Source organism: Streptomyces sp. NBC_00400, assembly GCF_036048035.1.
In the GTDB taxonomy this organism is placed as follows: domain Bacteria; phylum Actinomycetota; class Actinomycetes; order Streptomycetales; family Streptomycetaceae; genus Streptomyces.
Map to the genome: position 1 here is coordinate 1,032,550 of NZ_CP107940.1, position 15,111 is coordinate 1,047,660.

Below are 15,111 nucleotides of genomic sequence, written 5' to 3' on the forward strand. Positions count from 1 at the left end.
GGAACGTACACCCTCACATCCGTCACGGAAACCGCCCTGGCGCATGCGCACACCGGGAGCGCTTCTTTCCGGCCCGGTTCAGTCCTCCGGGCCGTACCAGAGCGTCGTCATATTGCAGAACTCCCGGATGCCGTGCCCGGACAGCTCCCGCCCGTAGCCGGAGCGCTTGGCCCCGCCGAAGGGAAGGCCCGGATGGGAGGCGGTCATCCCGTTGAAGAAGACACCGCCGGCCTCGATATCGCGGGCGAGGCGCTGCTGTTCCTCGGGGTCCCGGGTCCAGGCGTTGGAACTGAGGCCGAACGGGGTGTCGTTGGCGAGGCGCACCGCCTCGTCGAGGTCGGCGACGCGGTAGAGCGTGGCGACCGGGCCGAACGCCTCCTCCTGGTGGATGCGCATCCCCTCGGTGATGCCGGACAGCACCGTCGGCTCGTAGAACCAGCCCGCGCTGTGCTCGGGCGGCCGCCGGCCGCCGCACAGCCCGGTGGCGCCCTGGTGGACCGCGTCGTCGACAAGCTCCTCCAGATCGGAGCGGCCCTGTTCGCTGGAGAGCGGTCCGACGTCGGTGTGCTCGTCCATCGGGTCGCCGACGGTCAGCGCGGCCATGCGGGCGGTGAACCGCTCGGCGAAGGCGTCGTAGATGTCCTGGTGCACCAGGAACCGTTTGGCCGCGATACACGACTGTCCGTTGTTCTGGACGCGGGCGGTGACCGCGACGCGGACCGCCTTGTCGAGGTCGGCGGAGGGCAGGACGAGGAAGGGGTCGCTGCCGCCGAGTTCGAGGACGGTCTTCTTGACCTCGTCACCGGCGATGGACGCCACCGCGCGGCCGGCCGGCTCGCTGCCGGTCAGCGTGGCGGCGACCACCCTCGGGTCGCGCAGGATGTCCTCCACCGCACCGGACCCGACCAGCAGGGTCTGGAAACAGCCCTCGGGGAAACCGGCGCGGCGGAAAAGCTCCTCCAGGTAGAGCGCGGTCTGCGGCACGTTCGAGGCGTGCTTGAGCAGCCCGGTGTTACCCGCCATCAGGGCGGGCGCGGCGAACCGTACGACCTGCCAGAGCGGGAAGTTCCAGGGCATCACCGCGAGGACGGGGCCGAGGGGGCGGTAGCGCACCACGGCACGGATCGCGCCGGAGTCGCTCACATCGGCCGGATCGGGGTGCTCGTCGGCGAGCAGCGCCTCGGCGTGGTGGGCGTACCAGCGCATGGTCTTGGCGCACTTCGACGCCTCCGCACGCGCCTGGGCCAGTGGTTTGCCCATCTCGGTGGTCATGGTGCGGGCGATGCCGTCCTGGTCGGCATCGAGCAGGTCGGCGGCCGCGAGCATCCGCTCCCTGCGGTAGCCGAAGCTGGTGGTGCGGTGCTCCTGGAAGGCCTGGTCCGCCCGGACCAGATGATCTTCGATCTCACCCCCGTTGAGGGCGTCGAAGGTCTTCAGGGTCTCGCCGGTGGCCGGGTTGACCGTGGCGATGGCCATGATCAGCACCTCCTTGGTGGGCGCGGGAGCGGGGTACCCCCGGTGGAGAGGGCGACGGGTCCGGGCGGCTCTCCTAGGAGAGCGGCGACGGCTGCGGGGACGGCTCCGGGACCGGATCGGGATCGGGGCCGGGCGGACGGGGTATCGGCGACGGCTCCGGCGGAATGGGATCCGGCTGCCCAGGCGGGCCCGGTGGGCCGGGAAGCGGGTCCGGGACGGGCGGCGGGCCTCCCGGATCCGGGGGCGTGGGCTGCGGATCGCGGTCGAGCGTGCGCTCACTGCGCGTATGCGGTTGCCGCTGCACGGTGGGCCTCCAGACTGAGACGGCTAGTGGCACATGAGCCCCCGTACCCGAGTTTCGCCCGTCCATGGCCCCCGCGCACGGCGGATTGCCGCGGACGGGTTGCGCACGGCCCGGGGGCGGCGTATGTGACCTGATCGGGCGGCGCCGGGCGGGCCGGTCCCGCTCTACATTGCGGTCATGCCCATGATGCGTACGAGGATGATGCGTACGAGGACGACGCGCCTGATGACGGGCGGGAGCACGGCCGCAGCCGGGCGCGTGGTCCGGGCGGTGCGGAGGGTACGGACGGAGCGGGCGATGCGGAGGGTGCAGACGGTCCGGACGGTGCGGGGCGCGGTCCGGCGCCGGGCCACCGCATCGCTGTCCGCGGTCGCCCTGGCGCTGCTCGCGCTCGCCGCACCCGCCCCGGCGGCCGCCGCGTCCGCCGCCGCTCCCGTCGACCGCATCCCCCTCCCCGCCCATCGCGTCCCCCTTCCCGCCCTCCTGGCCGACACCGGCGGCGCCGAGCAGCTGATCACCGCCCGTGCGCCCACGGCGCGCGCCACCACCGGGACCGTGCAGTGGTGGCAGCGGCACAACGGCCGCTGGCGGCAGGCGGGTTGGGCGCCCGCCCGCTTCGGAGCCGGCGGGCTGACCGAGGGCAGTACCCGGGTGCAGGGCACCTCGACCACCCCGACCGGGCTGTACGACCTGCCGTTCGCCTTCGGGACCACCCCGCCGCCTCCCGGCACCGCCGTGCCGTACCGCCGGGCCGGCGCGGACTCCTGGTGGTGCGAGGACAACGCCTCCGCCTCCTACAACCGCTGGGTGGCGCCGCTGCCGCCGGACTGCGCGGCGGGTGAGTCCGAGCGGCTGGCGGACCATCCCACGCAGTACTCCCGGGCCCTGGTCATCGGCTTCAACTACCACCGTCCGGTGCACGGCCGCGGCGCCGGGATCTTCCTCCATGTCAACGGGAAGGGCGCCACGGCCGGCTGTGTCTCCGTACCGGCCGGGGCCATGGCACGGATCCTGTCCTGGATCCGGCCGTCCGCGCACCCGCACATCGCCCTCGGCGCGGCGTACGGGCCGACCGCCGTCACCCGTTACTGACCCACTACTCCGTGATACTGTGTAGTGGTACTTGGTACTACGCAGTACCGGAGATGAAGAGGACCCGCGATGGACGATCTGACGGAGATGCTGAAGGGCACGCTTGAGGGCTGCGTGCTGCACATCATCGGCAGCGAGGAGACGTACGGGTACGCCATCACGCGTCGGCTGAACGAACTCGGCTTCGCCGACGTCGCCGAGGGGACGATCTACACCATCTTGGTGCGACTGGAAAGGAACGGGCTCGTCCAGGTGACGAAACGACCATCCGGACTGGGGCCACCACGCAAGTTCTTTGCGCTCAACGACGCAGGGCACCGAGAACTCGCGAAGTTCTGGGCGAAATGGGAGTACCTCTCCGCACGAATCGACATGCTCAAGGAGGACGGGCGATGAACTTCTGGGAGACCATTACGGGCAGCGACCTCACGAGGGAATGCAAGGCGTTCGAAGCCCGGGCCGAGGCACTGCCGGCCGACTACCGGGCGGCGTGGAAACAGATCAAGGTTCGCCTCTCCCCCCACTCGGACTTCACGGGTCGCAACCTGATGCGGATTCTTGATGGCGTCCTGGGGCTGCTCGAAGAAACAGCGGCGGACGGGCAGAGCGTTCACGAGGTGCTGGGCGACGACATCGACGGCTTCTGCACGGCGCTGACCGGCGGAGAAGGAGCCCGGAGCCATCGCGACCGGTGGCGCGAGCAGTTGAACAGGAACGTCGCAAAGAAACTGGGCCGGCTAGGGGGCTGACGTGGGCATCCAAGAGATCATCCAGGGCAAGAAGCAGTGGCGGGCTCACCTGACACGGGTCCGGGCGCTGCCGCCGGACTACCAGATCGTCTACAAGGAGATCCAGAGGTACCTCTTCAAGGTCGGACCGGTCGACTTGCCTGACGGGCAGCTGCTCTCAGGGATTGTCGATTTCTTCGAGGAGGGCGTGGCGGCCGGCAAGGGAGTCCTGGAACTCATCGGCAACGATGTCGCTGCCTTCTGCGACGACCTGGTCAAGGACTCGCGCACCCACGCGGATGTCTCTCAGGATTCCCTCAGGGGGGAGCACGGCACGGCCGGGAAGTGACACCCGTCGATTCGGCCGCTGGCTCAGCGCATCCGACCGGGGTCGACCCCGGTCAGATCACAGCTCGCGTCCCAGAGCCGCGCCGCTGGGGAGGGGTCGGCGAGATGGTTCCACACCGGTTCCCGTCGGGGCTCGCCGCGCAGGCCGAAGACGCGCGGTCCCCACAGCTGGCCGCCGCGCACGGCCGGGTCGAGCACCGCCCGGACCGCGGGCCACGCGCCGGCGTGCTTGCCCTGGAGGAGGAGAGCCGCAGGTGCCACGCTCAACCGTGCGCCGGTGGTTCGCACATGGACCGGCGGCCGTGCGGGGGTGAGGGAGTCCAGCGCGCCGCCGGGGTGGACCACCACGCTCGCCACCGTGCTGCCGGCAGCGCGCAGGCGGCGGTCGAGTTCGACGCCGAAGTACATCTGAGCCAGCTTGGAGCGTCCGTAGGTGCGCTTGGGCCGGTAGTCCTTCCGGGACTGCAGGTCGTCCAGGTCGAGCCGTTCGGACTTCGCCGCGAAGCTGCCCATGGTCACGACGCGGGCCGCCGGCGCGGCCGACAGCAGCGGCATCAGCCACCGGGTCAGCGCGAAGTGCCCGAGGTGGTTCGTGCCGAACATGAGCTCGTGGCCGTCCCCGGTCTCCTCGCGGGGCGGGTCGTCAAGCGCGACGCCGGCGTTGTGCACCACGGCGTCGAGGCGTTCCGCCTCCAGTGCGTCCACAACTGTGCGCAAGGACGAGAGATCCGCGAGGTCCAGCCGTACGGCCCGCACCCGCGCACCCGCAACACGCGCACGCAGGGAAGCCGTGGCGGCCTCGGCCCTGGCGGGATTCCGGCTGCCGAGTACGACGGTCGCTCCGGTTGCCGACAACTGCTCCGCGACGAAGTACCCGATGCCGGCGTTGCCGCCGGTGACCAGGAAGACGCGGCCCTCGGCACGCGGCAGCCGGTGGACACTCCAGGGCGGGGTGGGGGATGCGGAGGACATGGCGACGGGGCTCCCTTGCTGGTGAAGGCGGCTGCGGCTGCTTGCCGGGCCACTCGGCACCCACGGTTCCAGCGGCCACCGACACCTCGCCCACGGACCGCCGACAGTCCCGCCGGACGGCCGATATCCCACCGACACGGTGCCGGCCCGTCGCCGCACCCTGCCGGTGAACGTCGCGTCGGCCCACCGGAGCGCTCACAAGCCACCCGGGACGCTCGGCCACCAGAGTGAAACGGCAGGCTAAGGCTGCGGGTCCTGTGCGTCGTAGCGGGCGAAGGCGCGGCGGCCGAGGCCCAGGCCGGTCACCACCAGGACACAGGCCAGGCCGCCGCCGGTCACCGCGGTGGCCGGGGAGGTCAGATCGGCCATGGATCCGGCGAGGAAGTCGCCCAGCCGCGGCCCGCCGGCAACCACGACGATGAAGACGCCCTGGAGCCGGCCGCGCATCGCGTCCGGCGTCGCGGCCTGCAGCATGGTGCTGCGGAACACCATCGAGACGGTGTCCGCACAACCGGCCACGGCCAGGAAGAACAGGCCGAGCCACAGCTGCCGGGAGAGGCCGAAGGAGGCGATGGCCGCGCCCCAGGCGGCCACCGCGATCAGGATGGCCAGGCCGTGCCGGCGGATCCCGCCGAGCCAGCCGGAGAACAGCCCGCCCAGTACGGCGCCCACCGCGGGCGCGGCCACCAGGAGGCCGACGGTCTTGGCGTCCCCGGCGAACCAGAGCACCGCGACCGCGGGAAACAGGGCGCGCGGCTGGGCGAGCACCATCGCGGCCAGGTCCGAGAAGAACGTCATCCGCAGATTCGGCCGGGTGGCGAGAAAGCGCAGGCCGTCCAGTACGGAGGCCCGGCGCCGTGGTCCCTCCCCCTCGGGCCGCATGGACGGCAGCCGCCACATCGCGTACAGCGAGCCGCTGAAGGCCGCCACATCGATCAGATAGGCGGCCTGGTAACCCCACAGACCGACGATGACCCCGCCCAGCATCGGCCCGCCCATCAGACCGAGGTTGCCGGTCAGGGAGTTGAGGGCGTTGGCGGCCGGCAGCTGTTCGGTGGGCAGCAGCCGCGGGATCATCGACGAGCGGGCCGGTGAGTTCATCGCGAAGCAGACGGCCTGGAAGGCGACGACGGTGTAGAGCAACCAGACCCGGTGGTATCCGGCCAGGGCGGCAGTGGCCAGTGTGAGGGACATCGCGGTGGCGCCCGCGGCGCTGTAGAGGCCCAGTTTGCGGCGGTCGACGGTATCGGCGATGGCGCCGCCGTACAGCCCGAAGACGACCAGGGGGACCAGTGAGCACAGGCCCACCAGGCCGACCGCGAAGGTGGAGTGGGTGAGGGTGTAGACCTGCAGGGAGACCGCGAGCGCGGTCATCTGCTGGCCCATCCAGGAGATGGTGTTGCCGCACCACAGGCGGCGGTAGTCGGGGGAGACACGCAGCGGGGTCAGATCGGCGAATATCCGGGAGCGCAGGGGTATTTCGCTTTTCCCGGAGGTCGTTGTAGGGGCCACGCGGCGCAGTAAAGCACGTGGTAAGGGCGTGGTGGACGGCAGGTCGGAAGCGGCGCTCGGGCGGATCGCCCCTTACCCGCCCGGTGTTCGGGGCGCTCGGTGTCCGGGGCGCTCGGTGTCCGACGCGCTCGGGGCGTACGGCCAGGGCGGGCGCGTCCGGACGTGACGGTCTCGTGCCGCCGTGGCGGACGCGTCCGCCCCCGCCTGCCCGTTCAGCCGTCCGGAAGGCCGTACACCCTGCGGGCGTTGTCCGCGGCGATCATCGCGCCGACCCGCCGGGCGTCCGCCTCGGACCACGCCCCGGAGGCCGTCCAGTCGCCGAGGACGGTCGCCAGCGCGGTCCGGAACAGTGCGCTGCCGACGACATACAGCTCCGGCAGGCCGTAGGCGTCGGTGGAGAAGAGCAGTTTGCCGAAGGGCGCGAGCTCCAGGAATTCGGCGAGCACGGCTGCCGCGCGCGGGCCGGTGTGGGTGAGCGTCAGCCCGATGTCGGCGTAGACGTGCGGGAACACGGCCGCCAGGTAGGCGGCTTGTCGGTGGTACGGGTAGCAGTGCAGCAGCACGAGGTCCGTACCGGTGTCGGCGGTGGCCCGCACCAGGTCGGTCAGCAGCGCCGGGTCGGCGTGGTCGAGCCGGAGGTCGGGGTCGCCGAAGCCGGTGTGGAGCTGGAGGGGGCGGCCGGTGGCGACGGCCAGCTGGACGAGATGGCGCAGCAGGACCGGGTCGGTGAGCCGGGGCGCGCCCGCGGCCAGCCAGGAGCGGGCGGCGGTGTGCACCGCGCCCGGTGCGGGCGGCGCGGGATCCAGGGCGAGACCGTGACGGTAGGCGGCGACGGATTTGAAGGCGACGGCGGTGCGCGCGGCGTCCCGGACCGCGCGGGCGAGGGTGTCGGTGAATTCCTCGGCGTCGCGGGCCCCGGCCGCGGTCCGTTCGGCCAGCGTCTCCAGCCGTACGACCTCGAAGCCGGCCCCGCCCCCGTCCTCGGCGGTCCCGTCCGGGCCCGTCAGGTCGCCGGGCAGCCCGGTGTCCAGGAGGTAGGCGCCGATGCCGGTGGCACGCAGCAGACGGCGGCGGGTCTCGTCCGGGCCCAGTTCGGCGCGGCGGGCCAGATAGCGGTCGGGCGGGCAGTGCGCCGGCAGGTCCAGCAGTGGCGGGCACCAGCGGCGTACCGCGAAGCCGGCCTGGGTGTCGAAGAAGGTGGTGCCCGCCGCGGGCGGCCGGTCCGATTCGGTGAGAAAGGCGGCGAACGCCCCGGGGTCCGGGGCGTGCCGGAGCACTCCGTGGCAGTGGTGGTCCACCAGCGGCGGCAGGCCGTCGCCGGGGACGCTGCCCACGGCGTCCGCGGGCCTCACCAGCGCCAGCGGGTGGCGGCGGCGATCTCGTCGTCCTCGCTCCCGGCGAAGTGGGCCTCCTCCGCGCGCCGGACGGCGAGCACGGCGCCGTGCAGCACCTCGCCCATCGCCTCGTGCAGCGGAGCCGACTTCTCCAGCCGGTCGGCAGCCTCCGTGACGGTGGCGGGCAGCCGGACGATGCCCCGCCGGGCGCGCTCGCGGACGCCGAGCACGCCCGGGTCACCGGTCTGCGGCTCCGGCAGCCGGTCCCCGGACTCGATGCCGTGCAGTCCGGCGGCGATGACCGCGCCGACCGCGAGGTACGGGTTGGCGGCGGCGTCGAATGTCTTGATCTCGGCGTGGCCGCCGTCCGGGTCGTCGGGGGCGCCGGTGATCAGGCGCAGCGCCGCCTCCCGGTTCTCCACGCCCCAGCACTGGTAGACACCGGCCCATTGGGAGGGCTGCAGCCGCAGATAGCTGGCGGGTGAGGGGCAACCGACGGCGAGCAGGGCGGGCAGGGCGCCGAGGACGCCGCCGAGGAAGGCCGCCGCGTCCGGCGCCAGGCCCCACGGGGCGTCGGGGCTGCGGTGCAGGCTGGTGCCGTCGCGGTACAGGCCGAGGTGGAGGTGGCAGCCGTTGCCGACCGCTCCGGCGACGACCGACGGGGCGAAGGAGGCGCGCAGTCCGTGCCGGACGGAGACGGCGCGGATGGTCTCGCGGACCAGCACCACATCGTCGGCGGCGCGGACCGGATCGCCGGGGGCGGTGGTGACCTCGAACTGGCCGGGGGCGTACTCGGGGTGGAGCTGGAGGACGTCGATGCCCTGGACGCTCAGCGCCTCGGTGACATCGCGGAGGTAGTCGGAGAGTTCGACGACCCGGGTCATGCCGTACGCGGGGCCCGCGCAGGGGTAGTCGAGCGGTTCGTCCGCGCCGGTGGCGGCCTGGTGCCCCGCGGGGGCGCGGGCGACCACCCACTCGGTTTCGAAGCCCATCCGCAGTTCCAGGCCGGCGGTGGCCGCGTGCTCCGTCATCCGCCGGGCGAACTGCCGCTGGCAGGCGGGGTGCGGCAGCCCGAGCTGGTCGTAGCGGTCGGCCGGCGCCCAGGCCCAGCCGGGCTGTGCGGCGAGCGTGGTGACACGGTCCAGGTCGGGGAAGAGCCGCAGGTCGCCGTCGGGTCCGCCGAGGTGGTCGGAGGCGGTGATGGCGTCGTCGGAGGTGAACACGTCGAAGACGGGCGACATCCCGACTCCGCGTTCCGCCGCGGCCGCGAGCCGTCCGGCCGGCACGGTCTTGACGCGGGCGATACCCGCATTGTCCACCCAGGTCAGCGCCACATTCCGGACGCCTTCCGCGGAGAGACGTGCCGCCAACTGGCGGGCTTCCTGGCGCTGTTGTGCAGCCCGCGATCCCATAGAGCCGTCCTCACTGACCGTGCCGATGCCTCGGCGCCCGTTCGCGCTGTGTGTCCTTCCCGGTACGGTGCGACGCCTTCCCGGTCAGGAGCAGTTGAACTCGCACCATACGCACTTTCCGCTGCCGCGCGGTTCCACACCCCAGACATCGGCCAGGCGGTCCACGAGCAGCAGCCCGCGGCCGGAGACACCGGCCTCCCCCGGCTCGCGGCGCCGCGGCAGACTGCTGGAGTGGTCCTCGACCTCCAGCCGCAGCAGCCGCCCGACGCTGTGCGGCATACGGATGTTGACCACGGCCTCGCCGTCGGTGTGCAGCAGCGCATTGGTGATCAGCTCATCGGCGACCAGCTCGATCTCCTCGGCGCGCTCCGCCGCGCCCCAGGCGCGTACCGCGGCCCGGATCATGTGCCGGGCGGCGGACAGGCCGTCGGGATCGGCGGGCGCGATGTGCTGGCGGAACCGTCCGACGATGTCGTGCTCGGGGGCGCCGAGGCGGCGCAGCAGAAGCAGCGCCATATCGTCCTCGCCGGTCCGCTCGTCCGCCGACTCGCACAGCCGGTCGGCGAGTTGCTGGACGTCCTGGGGGCCCTGGCGGACCTCGCGGGCGAGGTGGCGCATCCCGTCGTCGATGTCGGTGCCGGGCTGTTCGACGATGCCGTCGGTGCACAGCAGCAGGGTGTCGCCGGGGGCGAGCAGGACGGTGGTGACCGGGTAGTCGAGCCGCCGGAATTCGGAGGCGATTCCGAGCGGCAGCCCGCCGGCCACCGGCAGCCTGCGGCAGATCCCTTCGGCGTGGCGCAGAAACGGGTCGATATGGCCGGCCCGGACGATCCGGGCCGCGCCGGTGCTCAGATCCGCGTCGACGTAGGTGCAGGTCGCGAAGCGGTCGGTGTCGAGTTCGTTGAGGAAGGCGGAGGCTCGGGCCATGACGGTGGCCGGGGCGTGCCCTTCGGAGGCGTAGGCGCGCAGCACGATCCGCAGCTGGCCCATGAGCGCGGCGGCCTGGGTGTCGTGGCCCTGGACGTCGCCGATGACGGCGGCGACCCGGCCGTCGGGCAGCGGAATCACGTCGTACCAGTCGCCGCCGATGTCCCCGCCCATCCGGGCGGAGCGGTAGCGGACGGCGATCTGCGCACCGGCGACGCCGGGGATCCGGCGCGGCAGCATGGCCTGCTGGAGGCCGGCGGCGAGATCGTGCTCCTGGTCGTAGAGCATGGCGCGGGCCAGGCTCTGCGCGATGCTGCTGCCGAGCGCCACCAGGACGTTGCGCTCCTGGTCGCGGAAGTCGCTCTCGCGCTCGAAGAAGAGGCCGATCACACCGATCGGGCGGCCCTGTGCGATCAGCGGCAGGTAGGCCGCCGAGTGGACGTTGAGCGGTTCGATGGCCGGCCACAGCCGTGGGTAGTTGCGCCGGAATTCCGCACGGCTGCCCACATAGCGCGGAGTGAGGGTGCGGACCACTTCGCTCATCGGGAATTCGTCCCCCACCCGGGTGTATTCGAGATCGGGTACAAAGCTGCCCGCCTTGCCCTCGGAGACCAGCCGGATGCGCCCCGCCTCGACCAGCCCGAGGATCACGTTCTCGGCACCCAGCCGGCTCAGCCCCTGCTCGTCGGCGAGCACGGCGATCACTTCGCCGACCGTTCTGGCGTGTGCCAGGGCGGCGGTGGTGCGCTCGACGACGCTGGTGTGCCGGCGGCGCTCCTCGTCGACGGCAAGCCGCTCCGCCGCATGGGTGTATTCGTGGCTGGCGTCGCGGACCACGCCGATGATGCGGCGGGGTTTGCCGGTGCTGTCCCGGCGGATGCTGCCCTGGCTGTGGGTCCAGCGCAGCTCGCCGTCGCGCAGCCGGACGCGGAAGTAGGCGCCGTAGGAGTCGCTGCCGTCCTTGAGCGCCCGGGCGACCGAGGCGTCCAGGCGGGCCGCCTCATGGGCCGGGACGCGGCAGCCGAGCGTGGCCGGACGGTCGTCGTACTCCTCCGGCAGCATGTCGAACACCTCGAGGGCGGGCGCGTCCATGTGCATCAGCCCGCTGTCGAGGTCCCAGTCGAAGCCGCCCATGCCGTTGAGGGCCAGGGTCAGGTCCGGGTGGGCGGGCCAGTCGTCCGGCACCGACACGGTGGGCTGCTTCGCTCCCCGGTCAGCCATGTCGTCACTTTGCCACATTCACCTGAATTGCGGCGGTTCAGCCCGTTTCACCCGTCCCTGCTCCGGCAGCAAGGGCCACCGAACTGACTCAACCATCAGCAATCCCGCAACGCCTTCCCTTGAACCCCGCCAGAACCGGCATCCCCGGGACTCCACCCTGACCGATCCGTTGCGATGTTCTCAACACGCTGTTACGGTCCCTGACCATGAAGGACACCCCCGGAACCCGGGTCACCGACGACGCCGGAGAGGTCACGGACCGCGTCCGCGAGGTGATCGGCCGGCTCGGCTGCAGCCACCGCGAATTCGCCCGCCGGATCGTGATGGACCCGTCGAAACTGTCCAGGTCACTGGGGGGCACCCGGCGTTTCACCCTGGCCGAGATCGTCCGTATCGCCGACATCGGCGAGGTCGGCACGGGCTGGCTGCTCGGCGCCCCCGAGCCGCCCTCGGCACCGCCGGACCGCGCGCCGGCGGCCGTCCCCGAGGGCGGCCGGCCGCTGCAGATCGTGCGGGAAACCGTCCGGCTGATCGCCGAGCACGGCTTCCACGGCGTACGGGTCGCCGATATCGCCGCCGCCTGCGGTACCAGCCCGGCCGCGGTGCACTACCACTTCCCCGGCCGCGACGAACTCCTGGAAGCGGCCGTGCGCTGGTGCATGGACGAGGACACCGAACGCCGCGCCGCGGGCCTGGCCGCGGCCCCCGACGCCCGCGGCGAGCTGCTGCATCTGATCGCGCTGCAGACGCCGCGCACCGAGCAGCAGCGCCGGCAGTGGCTGGTCTGGCTGGATCTGTGGGCCCAGGCCGCCCGCTCCACGGCTGTGGGGCGGCTGCACGAGCACTACTACCGGCAGTGGCGCACCACCGTCGCCGATGTCGTGCGCCGCGGCGTCGGCCAGGGTGTCTTCCGCGCCGTCGATCCGGAGTTCGCCGCGCTGCGGCTGACCGCCCTGATCGACGGCCTGGCCACCCAGGTGCTCGCCACCGCGCCGGACAGCACCGGCCCCGACACGATGCACGCCGCGCTGCTCGCCTTCGTCGACGGCGAGCTCACCGCCGCCCCCGCGGGCTGAGGGGCCACTCTCCCGCCGCGACCCGCCACTCCGCCGCCGCCCACCGGACCGAGCCCCGAGGCACGACACGAGGCACGACACCCACCGAAGGGAACCCCGTGAACACCGAGGTCATCATCACCTGCGCGCTCACCGGCGCCGGCGACACCGTCCACCGCTCCCCGCATGTCCCCGTGACGCCCGAGCAGATCGCCGCGTCGGCCGTCGAGGCGGCCTCCGCGGGCGCCGCCGTGGTGCACATCCACGTACGCGACCCCGAGACCGGCGCCCCGTCACGCGACGTGCGGCTGTACGCCGAGGTGGTCGAGCGGATCAAGGAGACCGGCACCGATGTCGTCATCAACCTCACCGCGGGCATGGGCGGCGACCTGGTCATCGACCCCGACCGGCCGCTCCGGCAGCTGCCCGGTACGGACCTGGTGAGCGGCCTGGAGCGGCTGCCGCACGTCGAGGAACTGCTGCCCGACATCTGCACGCTGGATTGCGGCTCCCTCAACTTCGGGGACGGCTCCAACCTCTACGTCTCCACCCCCGACATGCTGCGGACGGGCGCCCGGCGCATCCAGGAACTCGGCGTACGGCCCGAGTTGGAGATCTTCGACACCGGTCAGCTGTGGTTCGCCAAGCAGCTGCTGGCCGAGGGGCTGCTGGACGACCCGACGGTCTTCCAGCTGTGCATGGGCATCCCGTGGGGCGCGCCGGCCGACCCCGGCGTCCTGCAGTCGATGGTGAACCTGCTGCCCGACGGCGCCCAATGGGCGAGCTTCGCGCTCGGCCGCATGCAGATGCCGTGGGTCGCCCAGTCGATCCTCCTCGGCGGCCATGTGCGGGTCGGCCTGGAGGACAACCTCTACCTCAGCAAGGGCGTCAAGGCCACCAACGGCCGGCTCGTCGAACGCGCCGTCCGGATCACCGAGTTGCTGGGGGCCACGGTCGCCGGCCCCGACCGGGCACGTGCCCTCCTGGGCCTGAAGCCGCGCGGCTGAGCCCCGTCGCGCTCATTCAGCTTCCCTCTCCCCCTCTCCGCCTATCGCCCCCTCTCCACCAGGAGTCGCTTCCCCATGCCCGAAAGCACCTCCGCACCCAGTGCCCCCGTTGCCCCCTGTGCCCCCGAGGACGTACGCCGTATCGCCTGTATCGGCGCCGGAGTGATCGGCGGCGGCTGGGTCGCCCACTTCCTCGCCCGCGGCTACGACGTCACCGCCTGGGACCCGGCCGACGACGCCGAGGAAAAGCTCCGCCGTCTGGTCGCCGCCGCCTGGCCCGCGCTGGAACAGACAGTCCTGGCCGACGGCGCCTCACCGGACCGGCTGACGCTCGCCCCCACCCTCGCCGAGGCGGTCGCCGACGCCGATTTCGTCCAGGAGAGCGCCCCCGAGAACCTGGAGTTGAAGCGCTCCCTGCTCGCCGAGCTCGCCGCCGCGACCCGCCCCGGCGTGGTCATCGCCTCCTCCACCTCCGGCTACCCGATGACCGATATGCAGACGGCGGCCGGGGACGCCGGCCGCCTGGTCGTCGGCCACCCCTTCAACCCGCCGTACCTCATCCCGCTGGTCGAGGTCGTCGGCGGCGAGCGGACCGACCGGGCGGCCGTCGAGTGGGCGTCGCGCTTCTACGACCTGGCGGGCAAGTCCGTGATCACCATGGACCGCGAGCTGCCCGGCTTCATCGCCAACCGCCTCCAGGAAGCCCTCTGGCGCGAGGCGCTGCACATGGTCGCGAACGGCGAGGCCTCGGTCGAGGACATCGACGCCTCGATCACCGAGGGCCCGGGACTGCGCTGGGCGTTCATGGGCCCCTGTCTGACCTTCGCGCTGGCCGGCGGCGAGGGCGGGATGGCCCATATGCTCGACCACTTCGGCCCGTCCCTGAAGTCGCCGTGGACCCGGCTGGCGGCTCCCGAGCTGGACCGCGAGCTGCGCGACGCCATGGTCGACGGGTGCGCGGAAGCGGCGGGCGGCCGCACGTACGCGGACCTGGTCGCCGAACGCGACCAGGGCGTCATCGACGTCCTGCGCGCCACGGGCCGGCTGGGGAGCACCCGCCGATGACCGGCGGCACGGCGGGTGGCCTCCCGCTCTTCCACCAGACCGTCCGGGACGACTGGATCGACTACAACGGCCACCTCAGCGAGGCCTACTACGTCCTGGTCTTCGGCTTCGCCACCGACGCCCTGATGGACGCGGCCGGCCTCGACGCGGCCTACCGGGGCCGCACCGGCTGCTCCCTGTACACGGTCGAGGCCCACGTCCGCTACCTCCACGAGGTCGCCCGCGGCAGCGAACTCACCGTCCGCACGACCGTATTGGGCGTGGACGACAGGAAACTGCGCCTCCTCCACGAGATGTTCACCGGTGCGCCGTCCGGCTCCGCGGTGGCCACCGAGGAGCTGTTCGCCCTGCACGTCGACCAGGCGGCCGGGGGCGCGGCACCCCTGCCCGACGCGAGCCGGGAGTACTTCGCGGGGCTCCTGGCGCCGGCGCCCCCGTGGGCGGGCAACGGGATCCGCGCAGTGCAGCCGCGCCGGTAGAGACGCAGGCACGGCCGGGGTGACGCCGCGGCCCCGGCCGTGCCTGCGCCACGTACCTCGGCCGCCTCTCGCTCTCACCTCTCGCTGTCGCCTCCCTCCGCCACGTGCCTGAGCCGGCCGGGCCCGCCGCGTCGTTCCGGTGCCATCCTGGAAGGAGCGAGGATCTTCACCACTCACCG

14 protein-coding genes are annotated in these 15,111 nt (G+C 72.4%); 8 read left to right on the forward strand and 6 right to left on the reverse strand.

The genetic code is table 11. The features are described from left to right. Nucleotides 1–78 precede the first annotated feature (78 nt). Nucleotides 79–1,476: an NADP-dependent succinic semialdehyde dehydrogenase gene (locus OHS81_RS04605; RefSeq protein WP_328382682.1), complete on the reverse strand. Its 1,398-nt coding sequence runs from the start codon at nucleotides 1,474–1,476 to the stop codon at nucleotides 79–81. A 601-nt stretch (nucleotides 1,477–2,077) separates the two neighbouring features. Here OHS81_RS04605 and OHS81_RS04610 point away from each other — a divergent pair. From OHS81_RS04610 to OHS81_RS04625, 4 genes are all read left to right on the forward strand, one after another. Continuing rightward, nucleotides 2,078–2,872: a L,D-transpeptidase family protein gene (locus OHS81_RS04610; protein WP_328382684.1), complete on the forward strand. Its 795-nt coding sequence runs from the start codon at nucleotides 2,078–2,080 to the stop codon at nucleotides 2,870–2,872. A 69-nt stretch (nucleotides 2,873–2,941) separates the two neighbouring features. Further along, nucleotides 2,942–3,268 carry a PadR family transcriptional regulator gene (locus OHS81_RS04615; RefSeq protein ID WP_328382686.1) on the forward strand — a complete coding sequence of 109 codons (327 nt, stop codon included), beginning with the start codon at nucleotides 2,942–2,944 and terminating at the stop codon, nucleotides 3,266–3,268. Continuing rightward, nucleotides 3,265–3,621, forward strand: a complete 357-nt coding sequence (locus OHS81_RS04620; protein ID WP_328382688.1) for a DUF1048 domain-containing protein — start codon at nucleotides 3,265–3,267, stop codon at nucleotides 3,619–3,621. Before OHS81_RS04615 ends, OHS81_RS04620 begins: the two co-directional genes overlap by 4 nt. A 1-nt stretch (nucleotide 3,622) precedes the next feature. After that, nucleotides 3,623–3,949 carry a DUF1048 domain-containing protein gene (locus OHS81_RS04625; RefSeq protein WP_328382690.1) on the forward strand — a complete coding sequence of 109 codons (327 nt, stop codon included), beginning with the start codon at nucleotides 3,623–3,625 and terminating at the stop codon, nucleotides 3,947–3,949. 23 nt (nucleotides 3,950–3,972) lie between these two features. Here OHS81_RS04625 and OHS81_RS04630 read toward each other — a convergent pair whose 3' ends face one another. The 5 genes from OHS81_RS04630 to OHS81_RS04650 form a co-directional block, all read right to left on the reverse strand. Beyond that, on the reverse strand, nucleotides 3,973–4,920 hold the full coding sequence (locus tag OHS81_RS04630) for an SDR family NAD(P)-dependent oxidoreductase (protein ID WP_328382692.1): 948 nt from the start codon (nucleotides 4,918–4,920) through the stop codon (nucleotides 3,973–3,975). A gap of 240 nt (nucleotides 4,921–5,160) precedes the next feature. Further along, entirely contained in the window at nucleotides 5,161–6,432 is a 1,272-nt protein-coding gene (locus OHS81_RS04635; protein WP_328382694.1) for an MFS transporter, read from the reverse strand. A 212-nt stretch (nucleotides 6,433–6,644) separates the two neighbouring features. Continuing rightward, entirely contained in the window at nucleotides 6,645–7,787 is a 1,143-nt protein-coding gene (locus tag OHS81_RS04640; protein WP_328390897.1) for an amidohydrolase family protein, read from the reverse strand. Further along, on the reverse strand, nucleotides 7,781–9,178 hold the full coding sequence (locus OHS81_RS04645; protein WP_328382695.1) for a glutamine synthetase family protein: 1,398 nt from the start codon (nucleotides 9,176–9,178) through the stop codon (nucleotides 7,781–7,783). The genes OHS81_RS04640 and OHS81_RS04645 overlap by 7 nt, the downstream gene beginning before the upstream one ends. Nucleotides 9,179–9,262: 84 nt before the next feature. Then, nucleotides 9,263–11,326 carry a SpoIIE family protein phosphatase gene (locus OHS81_RS04650; protein ID WP_328382696.1) on the reverse strand — a complete coding sequence of 688 codons (2,064 nt, stop codon included), beginning with the start codon at nucleotides 11,324–11,326 and terminating at the stop codon, nucleotides 9,263–9,265. Nucleotides 11,327–11,532: 206 nt separating this feature from the next. Here OHS81_RS04650 and OHS81_RS04655 point away from each other — a divergent pair, with 206 nt between their 5' ends. The 4 genes from OHS81_RS04655 to OHS81_RS04670 all read left to right on the forward strand — a co-directional run bounded on the left by OHS81_RS04655 (nucleotide 11,533) and on the right by OHS81_RS04670 (nucleotide 14,932). Beyond that, the gene (locus OHS81_RS04655) at nucleotides 11,533–12,402 is read left to right on the forward strand and encodes a TetR/AcrR family transcriptional regulator (RefSeq protein WP_328382697.1); all 870 of its coding nucleotides are present in this window, start codon (nucleotides 11,533–11,535) and stop codon (nucleotides 12,400–12,402) included. A gap of 98 nt (nucleotides 12,403–12,500) precedes the next feature. After that, complete coding sequence (locus tag OHS81_RS04660) at nucleotides 12,501–13,388, forward strand: 3-keto-5-aminohexanoate cleavage protein (RefSeq protein WP_328382699.1); 888 nt, start codon at nucleotides 12,501–12,503, stop codon at nucleotides 13,386–13,388. A gap of 75 nt (nucleotides 13,389–13,463) precedes the next feature. Beyond that, a complete protein-coding gene (locus OHS81_RS04665) occupies nucleotides 13,464–14,453 on the forward strand; it encodes a 3-hydroxyacyl-CoA dehydrogenase NAD-binding domain-containing protein (RefSeq protein ID WP_328382701.1) in 990 nt (329 codons plus the stop codon). Further along, nucleotides 14,450–14,932 carry a thioesterase family protein gene (locus OHS81_RS04670; RefSeq protein ID WP_328382703.1) on the forward strand — a complete coding sequence of 161 codons (483 nt, stop codon included), beginning with the start codon at nucleotides 14,450–14,452 and terminating at the stop codon, nucleotides 14,930–14,932. The genes OHS81_RS04665 and OHS81_RS04670 overlap by 4 nt, the downstream gene beginning before the upstream one ends. Nucleotides 14,933–15,111 lie beyond the last annotated feature (179 nt).